The organism is Pseudomonas cimarronensis (assembly GCF_049331905.1).
Classification (GTDB): domain Bacteria; phylum Pseudomonadota; class Gammaproteobacteria; order Pseudomonadales; family Pseudomonadaceae; genus Aquipseudomonas.
The window spans coordinates 1,343,441-1,364,111 of record NZ_CP186283.1; the positions used below are offsets into that span (position 1 = coordinate 1,343,441).

Sequence of the window (20,671 nt, forward strand, 5' to 3'; positions counted from 1 at the left end):
ACCCCGGTTCAGCGAGGCTGGCCGGGGTGTTTTTATATGGGGCTCACAAGTGTTTGAGCAGAACTTCCAGTGCGGCAGCCTGGTCATCGGCCAGGTCGATAATGTGAAAGCCTGCCCAACAGTGCTGGCCATCAGCGCCTGGGCGGCTCCATAGACAGTCGGCGCCCAGGGTGATCTCACAGACCCCCTCAATTTCCTGTTCGCTGACCAGACGGCATTCAATCAGTTCATCAGCGGTCAGTGGGGTATCGCTGAACAGCATGAAGCCATCGGCAGACAGGTCCACCACGCGGCCCAGGCGCTGGCCTGAGTGCAGATCGAAGACCTCCAGCTGCAGCTCGGCGCTATGCCGGCTATGCAGGCGACGTTCATCATCCATACGACTTCCTTATTCTTGAGGCTCTGCCGCGCGCCCGGTAAAACGCTGCAGCACGCGATAAATGGCGGTAAGGGCACGGTCCACCAGTGGTGCACCTCGTTCAGGGGTGACGATGCGCGCCAGCCCTTGTTCCATTTCGCTGGCCAGTTGGGTGATCGGTTTGATGGCCACCCGTTGGCCGCTTTGATCGACAAACATGTAGTTGCGGGTTGTCGGGCTGAACCAGGACAGCTTGAGCGTGCGCACCTGCTGGCCATTGACGAACTCGAACCAGGTGCCGAATTCGATATGGCTCAGTTCCTTGATCAATGCCTGGGCGCGCGCTGAGAGGGTCGACTCGCGGGGCGCCAGGGTGGCCAGGGCAGCATCTTCGCCGAGCATGGCGCCCAATGGGCTTTCGGGCAGATTGGGTGTGAGCTTGGCTGCAACCAGCGGTTGTTTGGCCTGTACGGCGTGTTGGCAGGCAACCAGATCCTGCAGCAGGCGGCGAATGCCATCCTCGTGATAGCCGCCGAGCAGTTCCAGGCCTTTACGCAGGTCTTCCAGCAGCGGCACGCGCAGTTTCTGCAGACGCTCACGGCCGGCATCGTCGAGCAGGGTGCCGCTCCAGGCCAGTTGCTCGGCTGCTTCACAGGCACGTTGCCATTCCGGGCTGCGTTCGCCATTGCGCAGCAACACGAACACCAGAACGTCGGCCCAGGTCAGCTCAAGGAAGTTGCGAATGATGGTAGGCGGTTGGCGATCGGTCAGGCTCTTGGCGATGACCTCAACTGCGTGCTGGCGTGCGCCGAGCAGTTTGTCGCGACCTTTGGCCGCTTCCACGGCGCGGCGTTCGCGCAACTCGACCTTGTGCCGCAGGGTGGCAACGAATTCGTTGAGCTCTTCCAGTAGGCCTTCAAACAACTGCAGGTCGCCGAAGAAATCATGGATGACCCGTTCGACCACCCACTGCATCTTGGCTAGCAGACCGCGCTCATCGCCTTCGCCGCCATACAGCACGCCAGCCTGGGCCATGGCGTTGAGCAGGCGCCGGGCTGGGTGGTGGTGCTGGGTAAACAGCGCTTTGTCCTGCAACGCAACCTTTAGATAAGGCGTGTGCAGGTGCGACAGGGTGGTCTTGCAGCTGTCGGGCAGGTTGTCGTCGTCGAGAATAAAGTCGAAGAGCATGCCCACCAGGTCAATGACATCGGCTTCCTGGTCGGAAACCTTTTGCTGGCCAGGCAGCTCGCTGTGGGCTTCCAGCTGTTGTTGCAGATCGGCCTTTAAGCCTTCTACCTGCTGCGGGCGGCTCAGGCGCTGCGACAGGTCATTGGCCGATTGCTGCTGCATGCGGTTGAGGGCATCCAGCAGGGCTGAGGCGCTGTAGGTGCTGGTCGCTTCACGCGGGGTGAAGCTGGCAATGCTGCGTGTGCCGCCAAGCAGCGGGGCGTCGAGGTCGCGTTGGCGGTGTTCGCCGAGCAGGGTTGCCAGGCTGCCGAGCAACTCCAACGGGTCGTTAGGCGGAGGACCGCTCAGATCCGTACTGCTGGCGTTGTATGTGCTTGCGCCTGGCTGCGTGGGCGTTGGGTTGGCGGTGTTTCTGCCAGCACCGCTGTGGGTTTCTTGCGGCGTCTCAGCCGTGGCGCTTGCGGGAGTCTTGGGGCGTGCCTGGGTGTTGCGTTGGGCGCTGTACTTCAGATTGGGCAGTACGCCGGCTTCGATCAGGCGCTGGTTGAGCGCGGCGTAGATGCTGTCCAGGCTCTGCATGACATGGGTGTCAAACAGGGTATAGAGGATCACCTTTATACGCAGTGGAAACGGGCAGGGCGTCAGGGCGTCACGGAACGCCTGGGCAATCATCTGCGGGCCGAAGGGGTTGATGTCTTCGCCAAGTTTCTGGCCGTTGTTCAGCAGGGCCAGGCGTTGTTCCAAGGCAAACAGCGGTTGGGCACAGCGTGCTTTGACCCGGCTGACCATATTGGTGACTTGCAGGCTTTCTTCATAATCCTCGTTCTGCACCAGTGCCATCTGCTCGGCATCCAGTTCGGTGGTGCTGGGTGGCGGCTTGAGCTTGCCTTCGAGGAAGTCGGAGAAGTTCTGCGCAATCTGCTGGTGGTAACTGCGCTCTATCTGTGGGCGCTGTTTGCGGATCTCACGCATGTTGTCGAAGAACAGCGTTTGTACCTGATTGTTCTCGGCTTTTTCAGCGCACTCGAACAGCGTGTCGTCGACCTGGGCGAAGACCCCGGTCAGGTGCTCAGCCAAACGATTCATCACCAGCTTGCGACAGCTCTGCACCAGTTCGCCGAAGCGTGGCTGAATGCCACGGTTGGCAAGGGTCTGCACTGAAGAAGGTGGGGTTGGCGGTATGCCCTGGTTGCTCATGGACTTTCCTGGCTGGAGCCTTGCGGCTGGTGCGTCCTGCAATGAATACAGACATAGGGAAGATATAGCAGCCGCTCACACAGCTGCAAATCATTGTACTAAAAGCAATTTAAGGGGTTGACAGGTGCGCGCGGAACCGTAAAATGGCGCGCCTCAGAACAGCAAACGAGATTAACACCTCCAAGCAACTTCTGAGAAAGGATGTAAGTAGTTCCGCGATAGCTCAGTCGGTAGAGCAAATGACTGTTAATCATTGGGTCCCTGGTTCGAGTCCAGGTCGCGGAGCCAATCCTTCATCGGGGTATAGCGCAGTCCGGTAGCGCGCCTGCTTTGGGAGCAGGATGTCGGGAGTTCGAATCCCCCTACCCCGACCACTTTTGGGTCGTTAGCTCAGTTGGTAGAGCAGTTGGCTTTTAACCAATTGGTCGTAGGTTCGAATCCTACACGACCCACCATTTCAAGCGAGCTTGAAAGTAAAAAACCCGCCTAGAGCGGGTTTTTTATTGTCTGCGATTTATTCCGGAAACTGCCAGGGCGTCGCGCGGGTGGCACTGCCTGCAGGTGCGGCGACGGCCGCTCCTGCAGGGCTGGCGCACAAATCAGTGCAGCTTGAGGCGAGGTTCGGTGCTGCGGCCGATACGGTCGCCCAGCATCATCAGCAGGGTGCGCGTCATCCCGTACAGGGCAACCTGGTGCATGCGATAGAGCGACACGTAAAACATGCGGGCCAGCCAGCCCTCGAGCATGACGCTGCCGGTCAGATTGCCCATCAGGTTGCCAACGGCGGAAAAGGTCGACAGCGAGATCAGTGAGCCGTAATCGCGGTAGCGGTATTCCGGCAGCGGCTTGCCCTCGATGCGCAACTTCAGCGATTTGGCCAGCAAGGACGCTTGTTGGTGCGCCGCTTGTGCGCGCGGCGGCACGTTGCGGCCCTCGCTACCCGGTTGCGGGCAGGCAGCGCAGTCACCGAAAGCAAAGATGTTGTCATCCTGGGTGGTTTGCAGGGTCAGGCGCACCTGCAACTGGTTGATGCGGTTGCTTTCCAGGCCATCCAGATTCTGCAGAAACTCCGGTGCGCGGATGCCGGCTGCCCAGACTTTCAAGCTGGCCGGGATGATCTGCCCCTGGGCTGTATGTAGCGCATCGGCCGTGACCTGGCTGACGGCTGCGCCGGTGAGCACGGTGACGCCAAGTTTCTCCAGAGTCTGGTGTACCGGCTGACTGATGCGTTCAGGCAGGGCGGGCAGTACCCGTGGGCCGGCTTCGATCAGGGTGATGCGCATGTTTTCCGGGCTGATGCGGTCCAAACCATAGGCGGCCAGCTCGTGCGCGGCATGGTGCAGTTCGGCGGCCAGTTCGACTCCGGTGGCTCCGGCGCCGACGATGGCAATATTGATCAGCTCGGTGGCTTCGCTCTGGCTGGCGTGGGCACGCAGGTAGTGGCTCAACAGTTGACGATGGAAGCGTTCGGCCTGCTCGCGGGTATCGAGGAACAGGCAGTGCTCCGCTGCTCCGGCGGTGCCGAAGTCATTGGTGGTGCTGCCCACGGCAATCACCAGGCTGTCATAAGTCAGCTCGCGTGCTGGCATCAGCACCTGGCCGTGATCATCCAGGGTGGCGGCCAGGCTGATGCGTTTTTCTGCGCGGTTGAGGTCGCTCATCCGTCCCAGCTGGAACTCGAAGTGATTCCACTTGGCCTGCGCCACGTAGTTCAGTTCGTCACCGGAGGAGTTCAGTGAGCCGGCGGCTACTTCATGCAGCAGCGGTTTCCAGATGTGCGTCAGGTTGGCGTCGACCAGGGTGATTCTCGCCTGGCCACGCTTACCCAGGGTTCTACCCAGGCGGGTAGCAAGCTCCAGTCCGCCGGCGCCACCGCCGACAATTACGATTTGATGAGTCATCAGACACGCTCACAAGGCTTTTAAGAAAAGGCAGTGAGTCGGTATGGGCGAGCGCCAGGCAGCTCATAGCACCAATCGACTCAGAAGACGGCTCAGCACGCCGAGGGCAATCACCACTATCACGATGATCAGTAGCAGTCGCCAAACCTTGAACGGCTGCCGCTCGACCTGATGCTGTGGCGCGCTCAGGTAGTGCTCGACACGCTTCTGGTCATCAGGGTTAAGGCGACTGGACATGATGGCCTCGAATAAATGGGGCAATCAGGGGGCGATTGCGGGCTGAGGAGGGGCATTCTAGCTGCCCGGCTTATAAGGGCTCAACGCGCAGGCTGTCATTCAGGCGAATAATGCCGCCTTGCAACACGCGCGCGGTGATCCCGCCGTGGCCGCGCATGGCTTGGAAGGTGCCCGGTCCCAGGCGCTCTTCCAGTTTTGCGCAGGGTTGGCACCAGCCGGTGGTCTCGAGTATCGCTTGACCAAGGCGAAAGCGTCGCCCCTTGAGGCTGAACAGGTTGATGCCGCTGATGGCGATATTGCGCCGCAACTCAATAGCGCCGATGGGCGTGTCTGCAGCGCGACCCATGAGCGCACTGATGACGGCCAGATGTTCCCACTGGATCAGGGTGACTTGCCGGGCATTACGAGGGCCGGGACGGCTATGGTCGCCCGTGAGTCCTGCTTCGCGGCGCGCTTCGACAGCATCCAGTTCGATCATCGCGGCACGCGAACTGGGGCGCACGCCAATCCAGCGTACACAACCCTGTTGCGGCACTGCGGCGAGCAGTTCATGCAGCGGGCTCACAGGCTGATTCCTACATCAAATAGCACGGTACGGCCGAGATTGTTGCGCAGAAACTCCGGTGCGTCCGGGTGGGCGAAGAGCACGCGGGCAAAGGTCGGCCCCACCAGTGACAGCGAGCGCCAGCCCTGGCGGAGGAACTCGGTTGGTGGTGGGAAGTGGCTGTTGAAATCCGGCACCGCGCGTTTGAGGTTGACGTAGGCAAGCAAATCCAACTCGCCCAGGTCGAGGCCGCGCTCTTGGTAGTTGTGGGCTTTCTTGCGCAGTGTCGGCGTCAGGCGTTGCTGCAGCTCACGGGCACCAATACGCCTGGGCTTGGGCTCGCGGCGCACCAGCTGACTGAGCGAGAAGGCGCTGCGCCGGCGCTCCAGTTCGGCACGCCACTCGTCATTCAGGCGCCGGCCCTCGTCGAGAACGAAGAACACTTCAAAGCTTGCTTCGCGGAACAGCACGTCCGGCGGCTCATGGCCGGCGGCGCTGAACTCATCGAGGCGGTGGTTGACATTCAGGGCCTGCAGCAAGCGCTGGCAGACCCAGCGCTCGCGCTCCCACTTGCGGGCGTTGGAGAGAAAGGCGTTGGCCTGTTCGGCCTGGTGCGTCAGCAGGCGCAGGTAGTCGGAGTCATCCATGGCTTCAGCTTAGCGCGCCGGCTTGGCGTCGTGGTAGCCCTCTGCGGCGGTTGTTTCAGGCTTGCCATGTGCGGCGGTAGACTGCTCCAGATTAGCCCACGGGTGTGGAGTGCTTCTGCATGATTGCCGCGCAATTGCTGTCTTCAACCAGCCTGCTGTTGGGATGGCTGATTTATCTGCCTCTAGTGTGCTGGGCGATCTGGCGTGCTCCCTGGGTTGAGCTGTGCACTGATCTGCGGCGCCAGCACCTGCTGGGTGGCACGGCGCTGGCGCTGTTTCTGCTGTGGCTGGTGCGCCGCGATTTCGACTCTGGCCTGTCCTTCCACTTTATTGGTATGACTGCGGTGACGCTGCTGCTGGATTGGCCGCTGGCCATGCTGGCGGGACTGGTCGCGCAGCTGGGGTTGCTGGTGCTGGGGCGGCAGGATTGGGCTGCGCTGGGGGTGAATGGCGTGTTGTTGGTGGTGATTCCGGTGTGGGTCACCGAGGCCTGCGCCCTGTGGGTTGAGAAAAAGCAGCCGCGCAACCTGTTCGTCTACATCTTCTGCAGTGGCTTTTTCGCCGCGGCGCTAGCGACACTGCTGTGTATTGCGACGGCCTTCACCTTGCTCTGGATTGATGGATTGTTTCCAATGCCGCCCTGGCTGGAGGATTTCATCGGTTATCTCTGGTTGGTGATTTTTCCCGAGGCCTTTATCAATGGCATGCTGGTTACGGCGCTGGTGGTTTTCTATCCGGATTGGCTGGAAACCTTCAATCGCACGCGTTACCTGGCTGCGCCGTGGAAGGATGACGATGCACCGCGCTGATGGTGTTGCCTTCGCTGCAGTGATCCGCCTGCCTCATTTGATGCAGGTCAAACTCTTGCAGTCGGTCTGAGTCATGCTGATGGCAACAGTCAGGAGGGTGAAGAATGGGTGTGTATCAGTGGGCCAGGCAGGAGATAAAGCGCAGTTTGCAGGGCGTAGATGGCCAGGGTTTTGATCAGGCCATGGCATTGCGGGCGCTACTGAGTGCCGTGGTTGAGCGCAGTCGTAGTGGTCGCAGTGCTGCGGATCTGGCCGCAGAGCTGCAGTTTCTCGCCGACAATCTGGACGATGAGCGCGACTACAGCTTTATGCGACCTTGATGATCAGTGCTGGCGTGGTGGCAACTCGCCGGAAAACACATCATCTTCCAGCGGGTTGCCGGCAATGGCATGTTCTTCCGCTGCCCAGGCGCCGAGGTCAATCAGCTTGCAGCGCTCGGAGCAGAAGGGGCGATTCGGGCTCTGTGGGCCCCATTCAACAGGTGCCTTGCAGGTTGGGCAGGCAACCAGGGTTGGGGTGCTCATATTTGGCCTCCGCGTAGAGTCAGGTAATAGCGGTGCAGGCGTTCTACTTCGGCCTGCAACCAGTGCAGATCACGGTCGTTGAGTAGCACGTCATGGGCGTGGCGCAGGCGCTCTTCGCGGCTAGCCTGGGCCTTGAGAATGGCCTGTACCTGCTCATTCGAACTCTGGTCGCGAACCATGGTGCGTTCTACCTGCAATTGCTCGGGTGCATCCACCACCAGTATGCGCTGGGTCAGGCGATGTTGGCCGGACTCAACCAGCAGCGGTGAAACCAAGATGGCATAGGGTGATTCGGCGCGTGCCAGGTACTGGATGATTTCCTGGCCGATCAGCGGATGCAGCAGGGCTTCCAGCCAGCGTCGTTCATCAGCATCGGCAAAAATCCGGCTGCGCAGCGCTGTGCGATCCAACTGGCCGTCCGCCTGCAACACATCGCTACCAAAGTGCTCGGCGATCTTGGCCAGTGCCGGCTTGCCGGGCTCAACCACCCAGCGTGCGGCATGATCGGCATCGACCAGGTGCACGCCAAGATCGATAAAGTGCTGGGCCACAGCACTCTTGCCGCTGCCAATGCCGCCGGTGAGGCCAAGAATCCAGGGTTTTGTGCTCAAGGTGCGCGCTCGTGTCAGCCATCCAGGGGCGCGATTGTAGTGCAGCTGCTTGGCTGGTGGCGAACAGTAGGAGCGGGCGATGCCCGCGAAAGATACGTGGTATCTACAGGCTCGCTGGATTGCGATCAAAAGTCGGCGCCGGAAGAGCCTGGGGGAGGGCTCCCCAGATTGCATCCGGGCTACGTCCTTAAGATGGGCTTTAGCCGCGATAGCTCTTGAAATACTCGCTGCTAAAGCGCCTTCCGCTGCCGGTGGTTTGATTAGAGCCCGGCTATCTGCAAATAGCTGGAGGTGATTTGCTCACCCCAGAGCAAGGCAATCCACCCGGCAATTGCCAGATAAGGGCCGAAAGGGATGGGCGTGCTGGTTTCGGCATTGCGCATACGCAGCATGATGGTGCCCAGCACCGCGCCCACCAGCGATGACAGCAGGATGGTCAGCGGCAATACTTGCCAGCCGCCCCAGGCGCCGAGCATGGCCAGCAACTTGAAATCGCCATAGCCCATACCTTCCTTGCCGGTAACCAGCTTGAACAGCCAATACACCGACCACAGGCTCAAATAGCCAGCAATCGCCCCCCAGAGAGCATCTTCCAGGCTGGCAAACAGGCCAAAGCTATTGGCAATCAACCCAAGCCAGAGCAGCGGCAGTACCAACGAGTCCGGTAGCAGCTGATGGTCGACGTCAATCAGGCTCATCGCCAGCAAGCCCCAGGTCAGTAGCAACATACCGCCAGCCTGCCAGGTAAAACCGAAATGCCAGGCGATAAAGGCTGATAGCAGGCCGCAGGTCAGTTCAACCAGCAGGTAGCGCAGGCTGATGGGAGATTTACAGTTGGAGCACTTACCGCGCAGAAACAGGTAGCTGATAACCGGGATGTTTTCCCAGGGCTTTATTTCATGACTGCAGTGTGGGCAGCTGGAGTTGGGTAATACCAGATTGAATGTTGTGGCCTGCGGCTCGGGGGGCTGATCCAATATCTCGCGCGCCTGCGCACGCCAGTCGCGTTGCATCATGATGGGCAGGCGGTAAATCACCACGTTGAGGAAGCTGCCGATTAGCAGGCCCAGTACCAGGCATACACAAACAAAGGCCAGCACATGGCTGGCCATAAAATCGATTACGGACATAGATTAAACAACGGCGCCCAGTTGGAAGATTGGCAGATACATGGCAATAATAAGGCCGCCAACCAATACACCGAGTACAGACATGATCAGGGGCTCCATCAGGCTTGTAAGTCCATCGACTGCGTTGTCTACTTCTGCTTCGTAATAACTGGCAACTTTATCCAGCATCATATCCAGTGCGCCGGACTCTTCACCGATAGCGGTCATTTGTATCGCCATTGAGGGGAATGCCCCAGTGGTACGCATGGAAAAGTTGAGCTGCATACCAGAGCTGACGTCCTGCTTGATTTTTTGAACTGCTGTCTTGAAGACAATATTGCCTGTTGCCCCTGCTACGGAGTCCAGTGCTTCTACGAGCGGGACGCCAGCAGCAAAGGTTGTGGCCAGTGTGCGTGCATAGCGTGCAACTGAAGACTTGTAGATGATGTCGCCGACAATCGGTGCTTTAAGGGCGGCGCGGTCGATCCAATTCCTGAATTTCTCTGAGCGTTTTTTGAATTCGCTTAGTGAGAATAACGCTGCGAAGATTATTACAAGAATGATGAACCACCACTCTTGTAGCGCCTGAGATATTCCGATAACAAATTGAGTAAATGCAGGTAATTCGGCGCCAAAGTTAGCAAATACAGATTCAAACTGAGGAACAACTTTTATCAATAGAATAGCTGAAACAATAATTGCCACTACAACTACTGCTATAGGGTAATTCATTGCCTTTTTGATTTTGGCTTTCAGCGCTTCCGTCTTTTCTTTATATGTGGCAACGCGGTCAAGAAGATCCTCGAGTGCCCCGGCCTGCTCACCGGCATCCACAAGGTTGCAGAATAGATCATCGAAATATTCCGGTCGGGTTCTGAGTGACGCCGCAAAGCTGTTGCCTGCCGCAACATGTTGTTTTATGTCGTCTACCAGTTTACGCATGTTGGGATTATCCAAGCCCTCCGCAATGATATCGAAGGCTTGCAAGAGCGGAACGCCGGCCTTCATCATGGTGGCCATTTGCCGAGCAAAAAGCGCTATGTCTATGGGCTTGATTTTTTTGCCAGTATTAAAAAGTGAGGCGGATTTTTTTCGGACTTTGGTCGGATTGATACCTTGCTTACGTAGCTGTGCTTTTACCAGTGCAGGGTTGATACCACTGGTCTCACCTTTTACCTTGGAGCCTTTTTTATCAGTACCTTCCCACGCAAAGGTGCTGGTTTTTATCTCTTTAACGGCCATCGGTTAGTCCTTAGTCACGCGGTTCACTTCTGCGAGGCTGGTCACGCCTTGCATGGCTTTCAGCAGCGCTGAAGTACGCAAGTCATTAAAGCCGTCTTTACGCATCTGCTCGGAAATATCAATAGAGTTGCCTTCCTCCATGATAATCCGTTGCAGGGCCGGCGTGTTTTTAACCACTTCATAAATCCCGACACGTCCCTTGTATCCGCCATTGCAATTTTCGCAGCCGACAGGTTCATAGATTTTGAATGTGCCAATCTTGTTTTCCGGAAAGCCTTCTTCAAGCAGCGTTTCCCGAGGAACCTGTATCTCTTTCTTGCAATGACTGCACAGCTTGCGAGCCAGACGCTGCGCGATGATCAGGTTGACCGAGGTGGCAATGTTGAATGACGGAACACCCATGTTGCGGAGGCGAGTCAGGGTTTCTGCTGCGCTATTGGTATGTAGCGTCGACATTACCATGTGACCTGTCTGCGCAGCCTTGATGGCGATGGAGGCGGTATCAAGGTCACGGATTTCGCCGACCATGATGATGTCTGGATCCTGCCGCAGAAATGACTTCAGCGCTGCCGTAAAGTCCATGCCCTGTTTCGGGTTGACGTTAACCTGGTTGATGCCTTCCAGGTTGATCTCAACTGGGTCTTCGGCGGTTGAAATGTTCACATCCACGGTGTTTAGGATGTTCAGTCCTGTGTAGAGGGATACGGTCTTGCCTGAGCCTGTGGGGCCGGTAACCAGAATCATGCCTTGTGGCTGCTTGAGTGCCGAGAGGTACAGTTCTTTCTGTGATTCCTCATAGCCTAGCGCGTCGATGCCCATCTGCGCGCTAGATGAGTCGAGGATCCGCATCACGATCTTTTCGCCCCACAGGGTGGGGCAGGTACTGACGCGAAAATCGATCGACTTGCTTTTGGATATGCGCATCTTGATGCGGCCATCCTGAGGTTTGCGTCGCTCTGAGATATCCAGGCCAGCCATAACCTTTAGGCGTGCGGATATACGAGGGGAGAGCTGTATAGGTGGGCGGGCTATCTCATGCAGAATGCCGTCAGTGCGGAAGCGGACGCGGTAGGCTTTTTCATAAGGTTCGAAATGCAGATCGGATGAACCACCTTTAATGGCATCCAGCAGCATTTTATTTACAAAGCGCACAACGGGTGCATCGTCGGCAGCGTTTCCGTCACCTTTGTCCTGGGCGTCGTCATTGACGGCCTCGACATCCAGGCCTTCAAGGTCAATATCGCCCAGGTCTTCCATGCCGCTGGAGGCTGAGTCGAAGAATTTTTCTATCGCTTCACCAAGCTTGTCGTCCTCCACCAGGATGGCTTCGGTGTTCATCCCCGTGCTGAACTGAATGTCCGTGACTGCCTGATGGTTGGTGGGGTCGGATACCGCTATAAACAGCTTATTGCCGCGTCGCCATAGCGGTAGTACGCGATGTTGGCGTACGAGCTTCTCCGTTACCAAGTCCTTGGGCTGGGTTTCTTTATCGATTGAGTTGAGGTCAACGAATGACACGCCGAACTGATCGGATGCGAGCTCGGCCAGCACGCGACTTTTCACAAGCTTGTTCTGCACGAGATAGGTGACCAGTGACAGCTTGTTGCGCTGGGCTTGGCTTTGCGCCTGCTGGGCAGTTTTCTCATCCAGCAATTCTGCCAGCACCATTTGGCGGGCAAGGCCGGTAAGCGACACGGTATCGTTCATTGCGGGCTCCATTACAATCTCAGCCTTATAGCTTAGTTGGTTTATTTGTGCCAAACGTAAAGCTGGCGAGTGACAAAAAGTGGCAGTTACTGCCCGTAGGCTTGGGCGATCGTGCCGCATGTGCATGCTCAACTTGCGTAATCATGGCGTTGCAGGGTTGGCATGAAGGATGCTTGTGTTGATTTAGGTCACTGACCTGAACACAACTAGGAGATGCTTTATGAAAGCTCAAATGCAAAAAGGCTTTACCCTGATTGAATTGATGATCGTTGTGGCGATCATTGGTATTCTGGCTGCCGTCGCATTGCCTGCTTACCAGGATTACACCCGCAAGGCGAAGATGTCCGAAGTAACGTTGGCTGCCAGTTCTTGCCGCACTACTGTTACCGAAAAATACCAAACGCTGAGCAGTGGCCCAGGTGCAGGTAATTGGGGTTGTGAGAGCTCCGTTGGCACAACTCAGTATGTCGGTCAAATCGCTACCACTGCCAACGGTGCTGTTCGTGTAACAATTCGTAGCCTGGATGGCAATGTCGATGGCGGTTACGTATATCTTGAGCCCATGGCGGCTGGTGGTGGCGTTATGACTGTAAACGACATCGGTGACGCGATTAGTAGCTGGCGTTGTGGCGGTTCCACTGATAATGTACTGAAAGTGCTGCCTGGTTCTTGCAATCACAACTACAGTACTGCTCCGGCTGGTACTTTCTCTGCTACACCTTAAATTTTAAACTTTTTTAAAGGCAGCTTTGCTGCCTTTTTTTTTGATTAATGGTTGCTGGTAATGAAGTCGATTTCTGCAGGATTGGAGGGTCGTGGTTCGGCGCTCTTTATCTTTTTTATATTTATTGCGTTTTTGGTTTCCAATCATTATCAGCCTTGGTTTAATTTTTACAGTGAGTTTTTGGCCTTTGTGGGCTTGTTTTTCTTTTGGGTTTTGGCACGCAAGGATGATTTGGTAATAGGGTTTCCGGTTTATTTAATTTTTTCTTTGTTGTTGGTTGTCTGGGGGCAGTACTTTTTAGCGATCATCCATTTTGCTGAAATGGCATGGTTGGTGAGTTTCTATCTGTTGTCGGCTGTTTTGGCTTTTATGCTGGGCCGTCAGGTGGGGGTGGTCTATTTTGGCGCAGTTGGTTTTCTAGCGCTTGGTGTAATCTCTTCAGGTATCGCGCTTGGGCAGTGGTTTGACACATGGGAAACTATCTGGCTGTTGACCTCGGGGGCGGGTCGGCGCGCCACGGCAAACATAGGTCAGCCTAACCATTTAGTCACTCTTCTTGGGCTTGGGGTGGTGTCGGCACTATGGCTGAATCACAAGCGGTACATATCGGGCTGGTTGCTTGCTGTAGTTACGGTCTGGCTTGTTATGGGGATGGTTTTAGCCGCATCAAGAATGGCGTTGCTGCAATATTTTCTGATCGGAGTGCTCTGGTTTTATTGGTGCGGAATCAGAACCGGGTTAGGTATTTTTGCTTATCTTCTGGGTGGCCTAGTGCTTGTTCTGGGTGCCGCTTGGCAAGCTGATCTAGCTGTTGCACTTTATTTGGTTGAACCTGGATCGACTGTTGGTGTTTATGACCGCTTCGCAAGTACGGAGCGTTTGCATATATGGTGGCAGTTGATACAAGCGTCGTGGGATAAGGGTGGGCTAGGTTACGGTTGGGGGCAGGTTGCAGCGGCGCAAGTCGATTATGCGTTGGTGTATCCAGTGGAAAGATTTACCTTGCATGCACACAATGTTGTTGTGGATATGCTTGTGTGGAACGGAATCTATATAGGTGTTGTTGCGGTTTTTTTATCTGGTGTATGGCTGGTAAAAAAACTTTGGTGTGTGGGTGATCTGGACTCAGCTTTTGCTGCCCTCTGTGTTGCAATTATCGGGGTTCACGCTCTTCTTGAATATCCGTTGGAGTATTCTTATTTTATGATTCCGTTCTTCATTTATCTTGGATATCTTGGTGGGGGGAGTTATAAGGTCAGGCTTATGCCGTTTTGGGGGGGGGCGGCTTTTTTTGGTTTTTTCCTTTTGGTTATTTGGCGTGATTATAGGGTTCTGGAAGCTGATTTCCGGAGCCTGCGTTTTGAGATGGCGCGAGTTGGCGTTGCAGAATACTCTTCGCCGGATAATTCGTATTTTCTCTTGACGGGTATGGGGTCGTTTATTGATTTTATGAGGATGCAGTTGCCGGGCAGTCTCGATGAAAAAACAGTTGAAGCTGAGCGACTGGTCTACAGTTACCCTTATGTGCCTGCATTTTATCGCTATGTTCTGATTCTGGTAGAGCAGGGGGATTTTCGTAAGGCCGCCGAGATGCTGGAAAGAATGAGATCCATACATGGCGACCAGAATTATGCGGGTGCTATTAAGTCTCTCCAGCAGGGTGCTCAAAACGATAGCTCTTTGCGAGCATTTCTGGAGTACATTGATTCAAAGAAGTAATGGCTTTACCGACGTAACCCATTGTGTGGGTTGAACGCAGTGATATCTATCACTGCCAGGCAGTTACAGCGCAAAACCCGGTTGCAGGTTTTTGCCGGCTACAGGCTTAGCCGCATCGACAGATCAACCGCCCTCACATCCTTAGTCAGCGTCCCAATCGACACATAGTCCACGCCCGTCTCGGCAATTGCACGCAAGGTGTTTTTGTTTACCCCGCCCGAGGCTTCCAGTTTGGCCTGGCCTTGGGTGAGGGCGACGGCTTGGCGCATTTCGTCCAGGCTTAGTTCGTCCAGCATGATGATGTCGGCCCTGGCATCCAGTGCCTGGCGTAGTTCTTCCAGGCTTTCTACTTCAACCTCCACCGGTTTGCCCGGGGCAATCTTGTGAGCAGCAGTTACGGCCTGGGCGATGCCGCCGCAGGCGGCGATGTGGTTTTCCTTAATAAGGAAGGCGTCGTACAGGCCGATGCGGTGGTTGTGGCAGCCGCCCTGGTTGACGGCGTATTTCTGCGCCAGGCGTAGGCCGGGCAGGGTTTTGCGGGTGTCGAGCAGTTTTACGGCGGTGCCTTGCACCAAGTCAGCATAGTGTTGGCAGCGGGTGGCGACGGCGGAGAGGGTTTGCAGGAAGTTCAGGGCGCTGCGTTCGCCGCTGAGCAGGGCGCGAGCGGGGCCTTCCAGTTCAAACAGCGCTTGGTTGGGCTCGGCACGTTGGCCGTCCTGAACGTGCCAGTGCACACTGACGCGGTCGTCGAGTTGGCGAAACACCTCATCCACCCAAGCGGTGCCACAGATGACCGCTGCTTCGCGAGTGATCACCTTGGCGTGGGCCAGGCGCTCGGCGGGGATTAGCTGGGCGGTGATATCGCCGCTGCCAATATCCTCTGCCAGTGCGCGGCGCACGTTGGCCTCGATTTCGTGGGCGAGGTCGGCGAGGATAAGGTTAGGCATGATGAGCTCCAGTCAGCAGAATGCGCCGATTATAGGGATTGATGGCTATTTGCGCAGTCTTTGCCGCTGTTCACCAGGCGCTGTAGCGCTATGCTGATGAAGGTTCTTTGTGAGTTGTGTGCGGCCAGTGTTCGAGGCAGGGTTGCGTTGGTCGCGCGCAGATAACCGTTGGGAGGCTGTAGCGCTACATCTGTGACCTGGGTCATGTCTGGAAGAAAAGTCAGCTTGGTATGTGTGCGTGCATCCCTATAATGGCTTTACTTTTTAAAATTGTTGACGCCAGGCCTTTGACGTTACGGATGACGCTCAGTTGATCGCTGTGCAGATCGGTTCGCCCAAGAGGGGCAGTCTGCAGGAGACTCGCAATGAAGACTGATGCGAATGTGGTTCACCTGAGCAAGGTGATCCCTGAGCAATCGCCCACTTCGCCGGTAGGAAGACTGCCTGTGGCGCTGACAAATGTGCGGGATAAAGCGGCGCAACAGCTGAAAACAGCGTTGCAAGCGCTGTTCGACAATGCCGACGATACGCTGTTCGAGATGGCGGATCGGGCCACCAGCAATGCTGAGCAGAATGCTTTTTTTGAAGCCATGCGCGACTTGCGCCTGAAGCGCAAGAACATCGAGCGCGGCTTTCTGCAGAAGGTATTTGAAGCCTTCGCCACCCTTAATCAATACGAAATCGGTAAACCGGCACCCTTGGATGCGGTGTCGTTCGACAGCCTGTCTCTGGTGCAGAACGACGCGCTGGAAGAGTCGGTAGCGCTGGACTCGATGGTTGCCAAAGTGATGAGCCGCGACGGTGCAGCGCTCAGCCACCTGACCACGCGCTTCAACGCCATGGTCAGCAAGAAGCTGGACGACAAGAGCAACCCGGTCGGCCCGACCTGCCTGTGTGAGTTCTTCCTGGATGCCTGTAGCAGCCTGGGCGTGGAAATCAGGGTCAAGCTGATCATCCTTAAACTTTTCGAGAAATACGTTCTCAGCGACCTTGATCAATTGTATGGCGAGGCCAACCAAGCGCTGATTGCGGCAGGGGTTCTGCCTGAGCTGAAATCTGCGCCCGTGCGGCGTAACCTGTCGCGGGCCAGTACGCCTGCGGGTGGTGCCCGCGCGGATGCGGCGCCGGAGTTGGCTGGCGAGTTTGCTGATGAGGACGTGCAGGAAGTCTTCGGCGCGCTGCAGGAGCTGTTGTCGCAGGCGCGCGGTACGCTGATCCCACGGCGTAACCGGCCGGCTGATGCCATGCCGATTTCGACCAATGATTTGATGCGCCTGCTCTCGCATATGCAGCAGAAGGCGCCTGCGCAGGTCAGTGATGATTTTGATCTGCGCGAGCAGTTGGAAGGCCTGCTGACCCGTGCCAGTGCCAAGGCGGGTAAAGCTCGCGTGGTGGGCGAGGTTGATGAAGATGTCATCAATCTGGTGTCGATGCTTTTCGAATTTATTCTCGACGACCGAACCCTGCCGGATTCGCTCAAGGCGCTGATCGGTCGCCTGCAGATCCCGATGCTGAAAGTCGCGGTCATCGACAAGACTTTCTTCAGCCGTGGCAGCCATCCGGCACGCCGACTGCTCAATGAGATCGCCTCTGCTGCATTGGGCTGGGGCGAGCAGGATGATGCACAACGCGATAGCCTGTATCAGAAGATCGAGCAGGTGGTGCAACGCTTGCTCAATGATTTCGTTGACGATCCGGTTATCTTCTCGGAGCTGCTGGCGGACTTTCTGGCCTTTACCGGAGATGAGCGTCGGCGCAGCGAGTTGCTTGAGCAGCGTACCCGCGATGCCGAGGAGGGTAGCGCCAAGGCTGCGCTGGCGCGCCGTGAAGTCGAACAGGCATTGAACGAACGGCTGCTCGGCAAGACGCTACCGGAAGTGGTGGTGCGTTTGCTCCAGGAAGCCTGGAGCAAGGTGCTGATGTTGACCTGTCTGAAGCATGGCGTTGAGTCGGCCGAATGGCAGGCGGCGCTGGCGACCATGGATGATCTAGTCTGGAGCGTGGAGCTGCACGAAGAGCCGGAAGCGCGGATGCGTTTGCTGGAAATGGTGCCGGGTTTGCTTAAGGCGCTGCGTGAAGGCATGGCCAGTGCGGCGTTTGATCCATTCTCCACCGGTGAATTCTTCAGTCAGCTGGAGGCCCTGCATGTGCAAGCCTTCCAGCGCTTCAAGCGCAGTCTGCCGGAGGAAGCTCCGGCGGCGGATGCCGAACCACTGGACGAAATTGATGAGCAGCAGCGCGCGGCATTGGCCGAAGCCGGCATCGAGCTGCCGCTGCTGGAACTGCCTGCCACCGAGGCCGTGGAAGAGCCGGCCATGGTTGAGGTAGTAGAAGAAATCATTTTGCTGGCGCCAGGCGAGCTGCGTCCGCTTGAGCCGGAGGCCAGCCTGCCGGACGATGACGAGTCTCTGCAGCAGGTCGACAACCTGCGCGTTGGCAGCTGGGTCGAGTTTCAGGAAGACGAAGAGCACAAGCTGCGTTGCAAGCTGGCCGCAATCATCAAGCCAACCGGCAAGTACATCTTCGTTAACCGCACCGGCATGAAAGTGCTGGAGAAAACCCGCATGGGCCTGGCAGTGGAGTTCCGTCGTAGTGCCATTCGCCTGCTTGATGATGCACTGCTGTTTGACCGCGCGCTGGAGTCGGTGATCGGCAATCTGCGCAAACTCAAGGGCGCCTGAGCCCGCGCTGCCTGAGCTGTACGAATTACGCCGCCTGGCTCTGTCTGGCGGCGTTTTCATTTGTGCGGCAGTTGGCCTTGGGGCGTCGCTGCACTAGAGTGGGGGCTCGTTCAAGGAGCTTTGTATGCAGCTGGACCCTTGCAGCGGATGGTGTGCTGGCATTCAGCATTGTCCGTCCCCCAACTTCAACCAGCGCCCGCAGGGTGAAGTGTCGTTACTGGTGATTCACAACATCAGCCTGCCGCCCGGGCAGTTCGGCACTGGCAAAGTGCAGGCGTTCTTTCAGAATCGTCTGGAGGCGACCGAGCATCCTTATTTTGCCGGCATTGCCAGCATGCAGGTCTCGGCGCATTTTCTGATCGAACGCGATGGTCTCGTTACCCAGTTCGTTTCCTGTAACGAGCGCGCCTGGCATGCCGGGCAGTCGCTATTTGCCGGGCGGGACAACTGCAATGACTTTTCCCTGGGCATTGAGCTTGAGGGCACCGACGATCTGCCGTTCACGGCATCGCAATATAGGGCGCTGATTGCCCTGACCCGGCAGTTACAGGCGGCTTATCCGGCTATCACCCTGGAACGAATCTGCGGTCATAGCGACATTGCGCCGGGGCGCAAGACCGATCCGGGCCCGGCATTCGATTGGGCTGCGCTGCGCCTGGGGCTGCAGCAAGACAAGGAGCTGACATGAATTTTCTGGTGCTACTGCTGGTGTTATGGGTTGAAAAGTTTTCGGCCTGGCGTGCCCGCATCCAACAGGACGGTCCCTGGTTGCACCTGTTGGCTGCTACAGAACGTAATGCGCAGAGCGCCGCGCAGCCCTGGCTGGCGTTAGCGGTTTTGGTGCTGTTGCCGGTCGCGCTGCTGGGCGTAATTCTGCTGTTACTGGAGCCGGTGGCTTATGGCTGGCTGGCCTTGCCGGTGCATCTGCTGGTGGTGATCTACAGCCTGGGGCGTGGCGATCTGCTGGCGGCATTGGGGCCGTTCCGTGACAGCTGGCGACGGGGTGATGCCGAAGCCGCCTACCTGGTGGCGCGGCGTGACCTGGCGCTGGAAGCCGATGAAGAGGGTGAGTTGCTGCAGCGCGTACAGGGGCATCTGGTGTGGCAGGCCTACCAGAGTTTCTTTGCGGTGATCTTCTGGTACGCGCTGCTCGGCCCGTTGGCGGCGCTGGCTTACCGCCTGGTGGCCCTGAGCAGTGAGCAGGCGACTCAGCCGGCCCTGCGTGAGGCTGCGGTACAGATCCGTCATGGCTTCGACTGGTTGCCGGTACGGGTGCTGGCGGCCAGCTTTGCTCTGGTGGGCAACTTTGCCGGCGTCAGTCGGGCCTTGCTGCATGAGTTGCTCAGTTGGGATATCAGCGCCGCCCAATTGGCGATCATGACCGCGCGGGCGGCGGGCGAGACGCCGGAGCCGGTGATTGGCGAGGCTGGCGTCAGCAGTCTGGATGGCCTATGGCAGCTGCTGGTGCGGGCGGCGGTGTTCTGGTACGCGGTGTTTGCCGTGTGGACGCTGCTTATCTGAGGTCGTCATTCCACAGCCAGGCGGCTCCGCGTACGCCGCTGGAGTCCCCGTGTTTGGCCGGTAGCAGGCGCGTATTGACCTGGTCGGAAAACACATAGCGCGGCAGCAGCGGCACTACCTGCTGGTACAGCTCGGCCGTATTGGACATGCCGCCACCGAGCACGATGACGTGAGGGTCAATCAGGTTGATCACTGACGCCAAACCGCGCGCTAACTGATCGCAGTAACGGTTCAAGGCCTGTTGTGCTGTCGAGTTGCCGCTTTGGGCTGCCGGTACAATGGTGCTCGCTTCAAGGCCCAGCTCACTGCGTGCCGCCCAACCCGGGCCGCTGAGAAAGGTTTCGATGCAATCATTCTGGCCGCAATAGCAGCGCCGCACCGGGCCATCGTCGGCGCGCCGCCAGGGCAGGGGATTGTGTCCCCATTCGCCGGTAATCGCATTCGGGCCACCAAGCAGTTGCTGGCGCACGACCAGACCGCCGCCCACGCCAGTGCCGAGAATTACCCCGAACACACTGGGAGCGCCTGCCCCGGCGCCATCGCAGGCTTCGGAAAGGGTAAAGCAGTCCGCATCATTGGCCAGGCGTACCGGGCGTTGCAGGCGCTGCTCAAGATCGGCCTGCAGGTCCTGGCCGATCAGGCACTGCGAGTTGGCATTCTTGATGCATCCGTGGTCAGGTGAACGAGTGCCAGGGATGCCGACACCCAGGCTGCCCTGCTGGCCGAGTTCACGCTCGCAATCTTCAACTAAGCTGGCAATCAGACCAACGGTTTTCTGGTAGTCACCCTGAGGTGTCTGGGCGCGGCGGCGTATGACAGGCTGGCCGTCCTGTAGGGCGATAATCTCGGTTTTAGTACCACCCAGATCAATGCCCAGTTTCAGTGATGTGCGCATCATTAACCTTAAGTTACACAGATTGAGGTCGATAAGAGGTATACATGGCGTCATGCTCGGCCGCTATTTTGTGACATTGATCACGTTAATCTGCCCCTATTTACCCAGCT

Annotated in this window: 20 protein-coding genes and 3 tRNA genes; 10 read left to right on the forward strand and 13 right to left on the reverse strand. The window is 57.3% G+C overall.

Features of this window, described 5'->3' with window-relative positions:
• Positions 1–43: 43 nt before the first annotated feature.
• Together ACOCLD_RS06205 and ACOCLD_RS06210 are read right to left on the reverse strand one after the other, a co-directional pair.
• Positions 44–379 carry a PilZ domain-containing protein gene (locus ACOCLD_RS06205; protein ID WP_422911247.1) on the reverse strand — a complete coding sequence of 112 codons (336 nt, stop codon included), beginning with the start codon at positions 377–379 and terminating at the stop codon, positions 44–46.
• A gap of 9 nt (positions 380–388) precedes the next feature.
• The gene (locus tag ACOCLD_RS06210) at positions 389–2,743 is read right to left on the reverse strand and encodes a DUF1631 domain-containing protein (protein ID WP_422911248.1); all 2,355 of its coding nucleotides are present in this window, start codon (positions 2,741–2,743) and stop codon (positions 389–391) included.
• A gap of 212 nt (positions 2,744–2,955) precedes the next feature.
• Here ACOCLD_RS06210 and ACOCLD_RS06215 point away from each other — a divergent pair.
• The 3 genes from ACOCLD_RS06215 to ACOCLD_RS06225 all read left to right on the forward strand — a co-directional run bounded on the left by ACOCLD_RS06215 (position 2,956) and on the right by ACOCLD_RS06225 (position 3,198).
• A tRNA-Asn gene (locus ACOCLD_RS06215) sits at positions 2,956–3,031 on the forward strand.
• A gap of 9 nt (positions 3,032–3,040) precedes the next feature.
• Positions 3,041–3,117: transfer RNA gene (locus tag ACOCLD_RS06220), tRNA-Pro, on the forward strand.
• A 5-nt stretch (positions 3,118–3,122) separates the two neighbouring features.
• A tRNA-Lys gene (locus ACOCLD_RS06225) sits at positions 3,123–3,198 on the forward strand.
• Between the two features lie 144 nt (positions 3,199–3,342).
• Here the strand turns inward: ACOCLD_RS06225 and ACOCLD_RS06230 are convergent.
• From ACOCLD_RS06230 to ACOCLD_RS06245, 4 genes are all read right to left on the reverse strand, one after another.
• On the reverse strand, positions 3,343–4,644 hold the full coding sequence (locus ACOCLD_RS06230) for an NAD(P)/FAD-dependent oxidoreductase (protein ID WP_422911249.1): 1,302 nt from the start codon (positions 4,642–4,644) through the stop codon (positions 3,343–3,345).
• A gap of 63 nt (positions 4,645–4,707) precedes the next feature.
• A complete protein-coding gene (locus ACOCLD_RS06235) occupies positions 4,708–4,881 on the reverse strand; it encodes a DUF3094 domain-containing protein (RefSeq protein WP_257777033.1) in 174 nt (57 codons plus the stop codon).
• Positions 4,882–4,951: 70 nt separating this feature from the next.
• A complete protein-coding gene (locus ACOCLD_RS06240) occupies positions 4,952–5,446 on the reverse strand; it encodes an MOSC domain-containing protein (protein WP_422911250.1) in 495 nt (164 codons plus the stop codon).
• Entirely contained in the window at positions 5,443–6,072 is a 630-nt protein-coding gene (locus ACOCLD_RS06245; protein WP_422911251.1) for a DUF1780 domain-containing protein, read from the reverse strand. The genes ACOCLD_RS06240 and ACOCLD_RS06245 overlap by 4 nt, the downstream gene beginning before the upstream one ends.
• Before the next feature lie 119 nt (positions 6,073–6,191).
• On the opposite strand from ACOCLD_RS06245, the gene ACOCLD_RS06250 reads away from it, so the two are divergent.
• Positions 6,192–6,881, forward strand: coding sequence for an energy-coupling factor ABC transporter permease (locus ACOCLD_RS06250; protein WP_422911252.1), 690 nt, complete (start codon positions 6,192–6,194; stop codon positions 6,879–6,881).
• Between the two features lie 104 nt (positions 6,882–6,985).
• A complete protein-coding gene (locus ACOCLD_RS06255; protein WP_422911253.1) occupies positions 6,986–7,201 on the forward strand; it encodes a hypothetical protein in 216 nt (71 codons plus the stop codon).
• Positions 7,202–7,204: 3 nt separating this feature from the next.
• On the opposite strand, the gene yacG is transcribed toward ACOCLD_RS06255, so the two are convergent.
• The 5 genes from yacG to pilB all read right to left on the reverse strand — a co-directional run bounded on the left by yacG (position 7,205) and on the right by pilB (position 12,074).
• Positions 7,205–7,405 carry a DNA gyrase inhibitor YacG gene (gene yacG, locus ACOCLD_RS06260; protein WP_422911254.1) on the reverse strand — a complete coding sequence of 67 codons (201 nt, stop codon included), beginning with the start codon at positions 7,403–7,405 and terminating at the stop codon, positions 7,205–7,207.
• Positions 7,402–8,016, reverse strand: coding sequence for a dephospho-CoA kinase (gene coaE / locus ACOCLD_RS06265; RefSeq protein WP_422911255.1), 615 nt, complete (start codon positions 8,014–8,016; stop codon positions 7,402–7,404). The genes yacG and coaE overlap by 4 nt, the downstream gene beginning before the upstream one ends.
• 260 nt (positions 8,017–8,276) lie before the next feature.
• A complete protein-coding gene (locus tag ACOCLD_RS06270) occupies positions 8,277–9,146 on the reverse strand; it encodes a prepilin peptidase (protein WP_422911256.1) in 870 nt (289 codons plus the stop codon).
• A 3-nt stretch (positions 9,147–9,149) separates the two neighbouring features.
• Positions 9,150–10,367 (reverse strand): type II secretion system F family protein, encoded by a 1,218-nt coding sequence (locus ACOCLD_RS06275; protein WP_422911257.1) that lies wholly within the window; start codon positions 10,365–10,367, stop codon positions 9,150–9,152.
• 3 nt (positions 10,368–10,370) lie between these two features.
• A complete protein-coding gene (pilB, locus tag ACOCLD_RS06280) occupies positions 10,371–12,074 on the reverse strand; it encodes a type IV-A pilus assembly ATPase PilB (protein WP_422911258.1) in 1,704 nt (567 codons plus the stop codon).
• A gap of 220 nt (positions 12,075–12,294) precedes the next feature.
• Here pilB and ACOCLD_RS06285 point away from each other — a divergent pair, with 220 nt between their 5' ends.
• Positions 12,295–12,798 (forward strand): pilin, encoded by a 504-nt coding sequence (locus ACOCLD_RS06285; RefSeq protein WP_422911259.1) that lies wholly within the window; start codon positions 12,295–12,297, stop codon positions 12,796–12,798.
• Between the two features lie 60 nt (positions 12,799–12,858).
• Positions 12,859–14,517: a Wzy polymerase domain-containing protein gene (locus tag ACOCLD_RS06290; protein WP_422911260.1), complete on the forward strand. Its 1,659-nt coding sequence runs from the start codon at positions 12,859–12,861 to the stop codon at positions 14,515–14,517.
• Between the two features lie 98 nt (positions 14,518–14,615).
• On the opposite strand, the gene nadC is transcribed toward ACOCLD_RS06290, so the two are convergent.
• A complete protein-coding gene (gene nadC, locus ACOCLD_RS06295; protein ID WP_422911261.1) occupies positions 14,616–15,464 on the reverse strand; it encodes a carboxylating nicotinate-nucleotide diphosphorylase in 849 nt (282 codons plus the stop codon).
• 365 nt (positions 15,465–15,829) lie between these two features.
• On the opposite strand from nadC, the gene ACOCLD_RS06300 reads away from it, so the two are divergent.
• From ACOCLD_RS06300 to ampE, 3 genes are all read left to right on the forward strand, one after another.
• Entirely contained in the window at positions 15,830–18,145 is a 2,316-nt protein-coding gene (locus ACOCLD_RS06300; RefSeq protein ID WP_422911262.1) for a DUF1631 domain-containing protein, read from the forward strand.
• 124 nt (positions 18,146–18,269) lie between these two features.
• Positions 18,270–18,833: a 1,6-anhydro-N-acetylmuramyl-L-alanine amidase AmpD gene (gene ampD / locus ACOCLD_RS06305; RefSeq protein ID WP_422911263.1), complete on the forward strand. Its 564-nt coding sequence runs from the start codon at positions 18,270–18,272 to the stop codon at positions 18,831–18,833.
• Positions 18,830–19,666: a regulatory signaling modulator protein AmpE gene (gene ampE / locus ACOCLD_RS06310; RefSeq protein WP_392540829.1), complete on the forward strand. Its 837-nt coding sequence runs from the start codon at positions 18,830–18,832 to the stop codon at positions 19,664–19,666. Before ampD ends, ampE begins: the two co-directional genes overlap by 4 nt.
• On the opposite strand, the gene ACOCLD_RS06315 is transcribed toward ampE, so the two are convergent.
• On the reverse strand, positions 19,659–20,561 hold the full coding sequence (locus tag ACOCLD_RS06315) for an ROK family protein (protein WP_422911264.1): 903 nt from the start codon (positions 20,559–20,561) through the stop codon (positions 19,659–19,661). The two genes, ampE and ACOCLD_RS06315, sit on opposite strands and share 8 nt — an antisense overlap.
• Positions 20,562–20,671 lie beyond the last annotated feature (110 nt).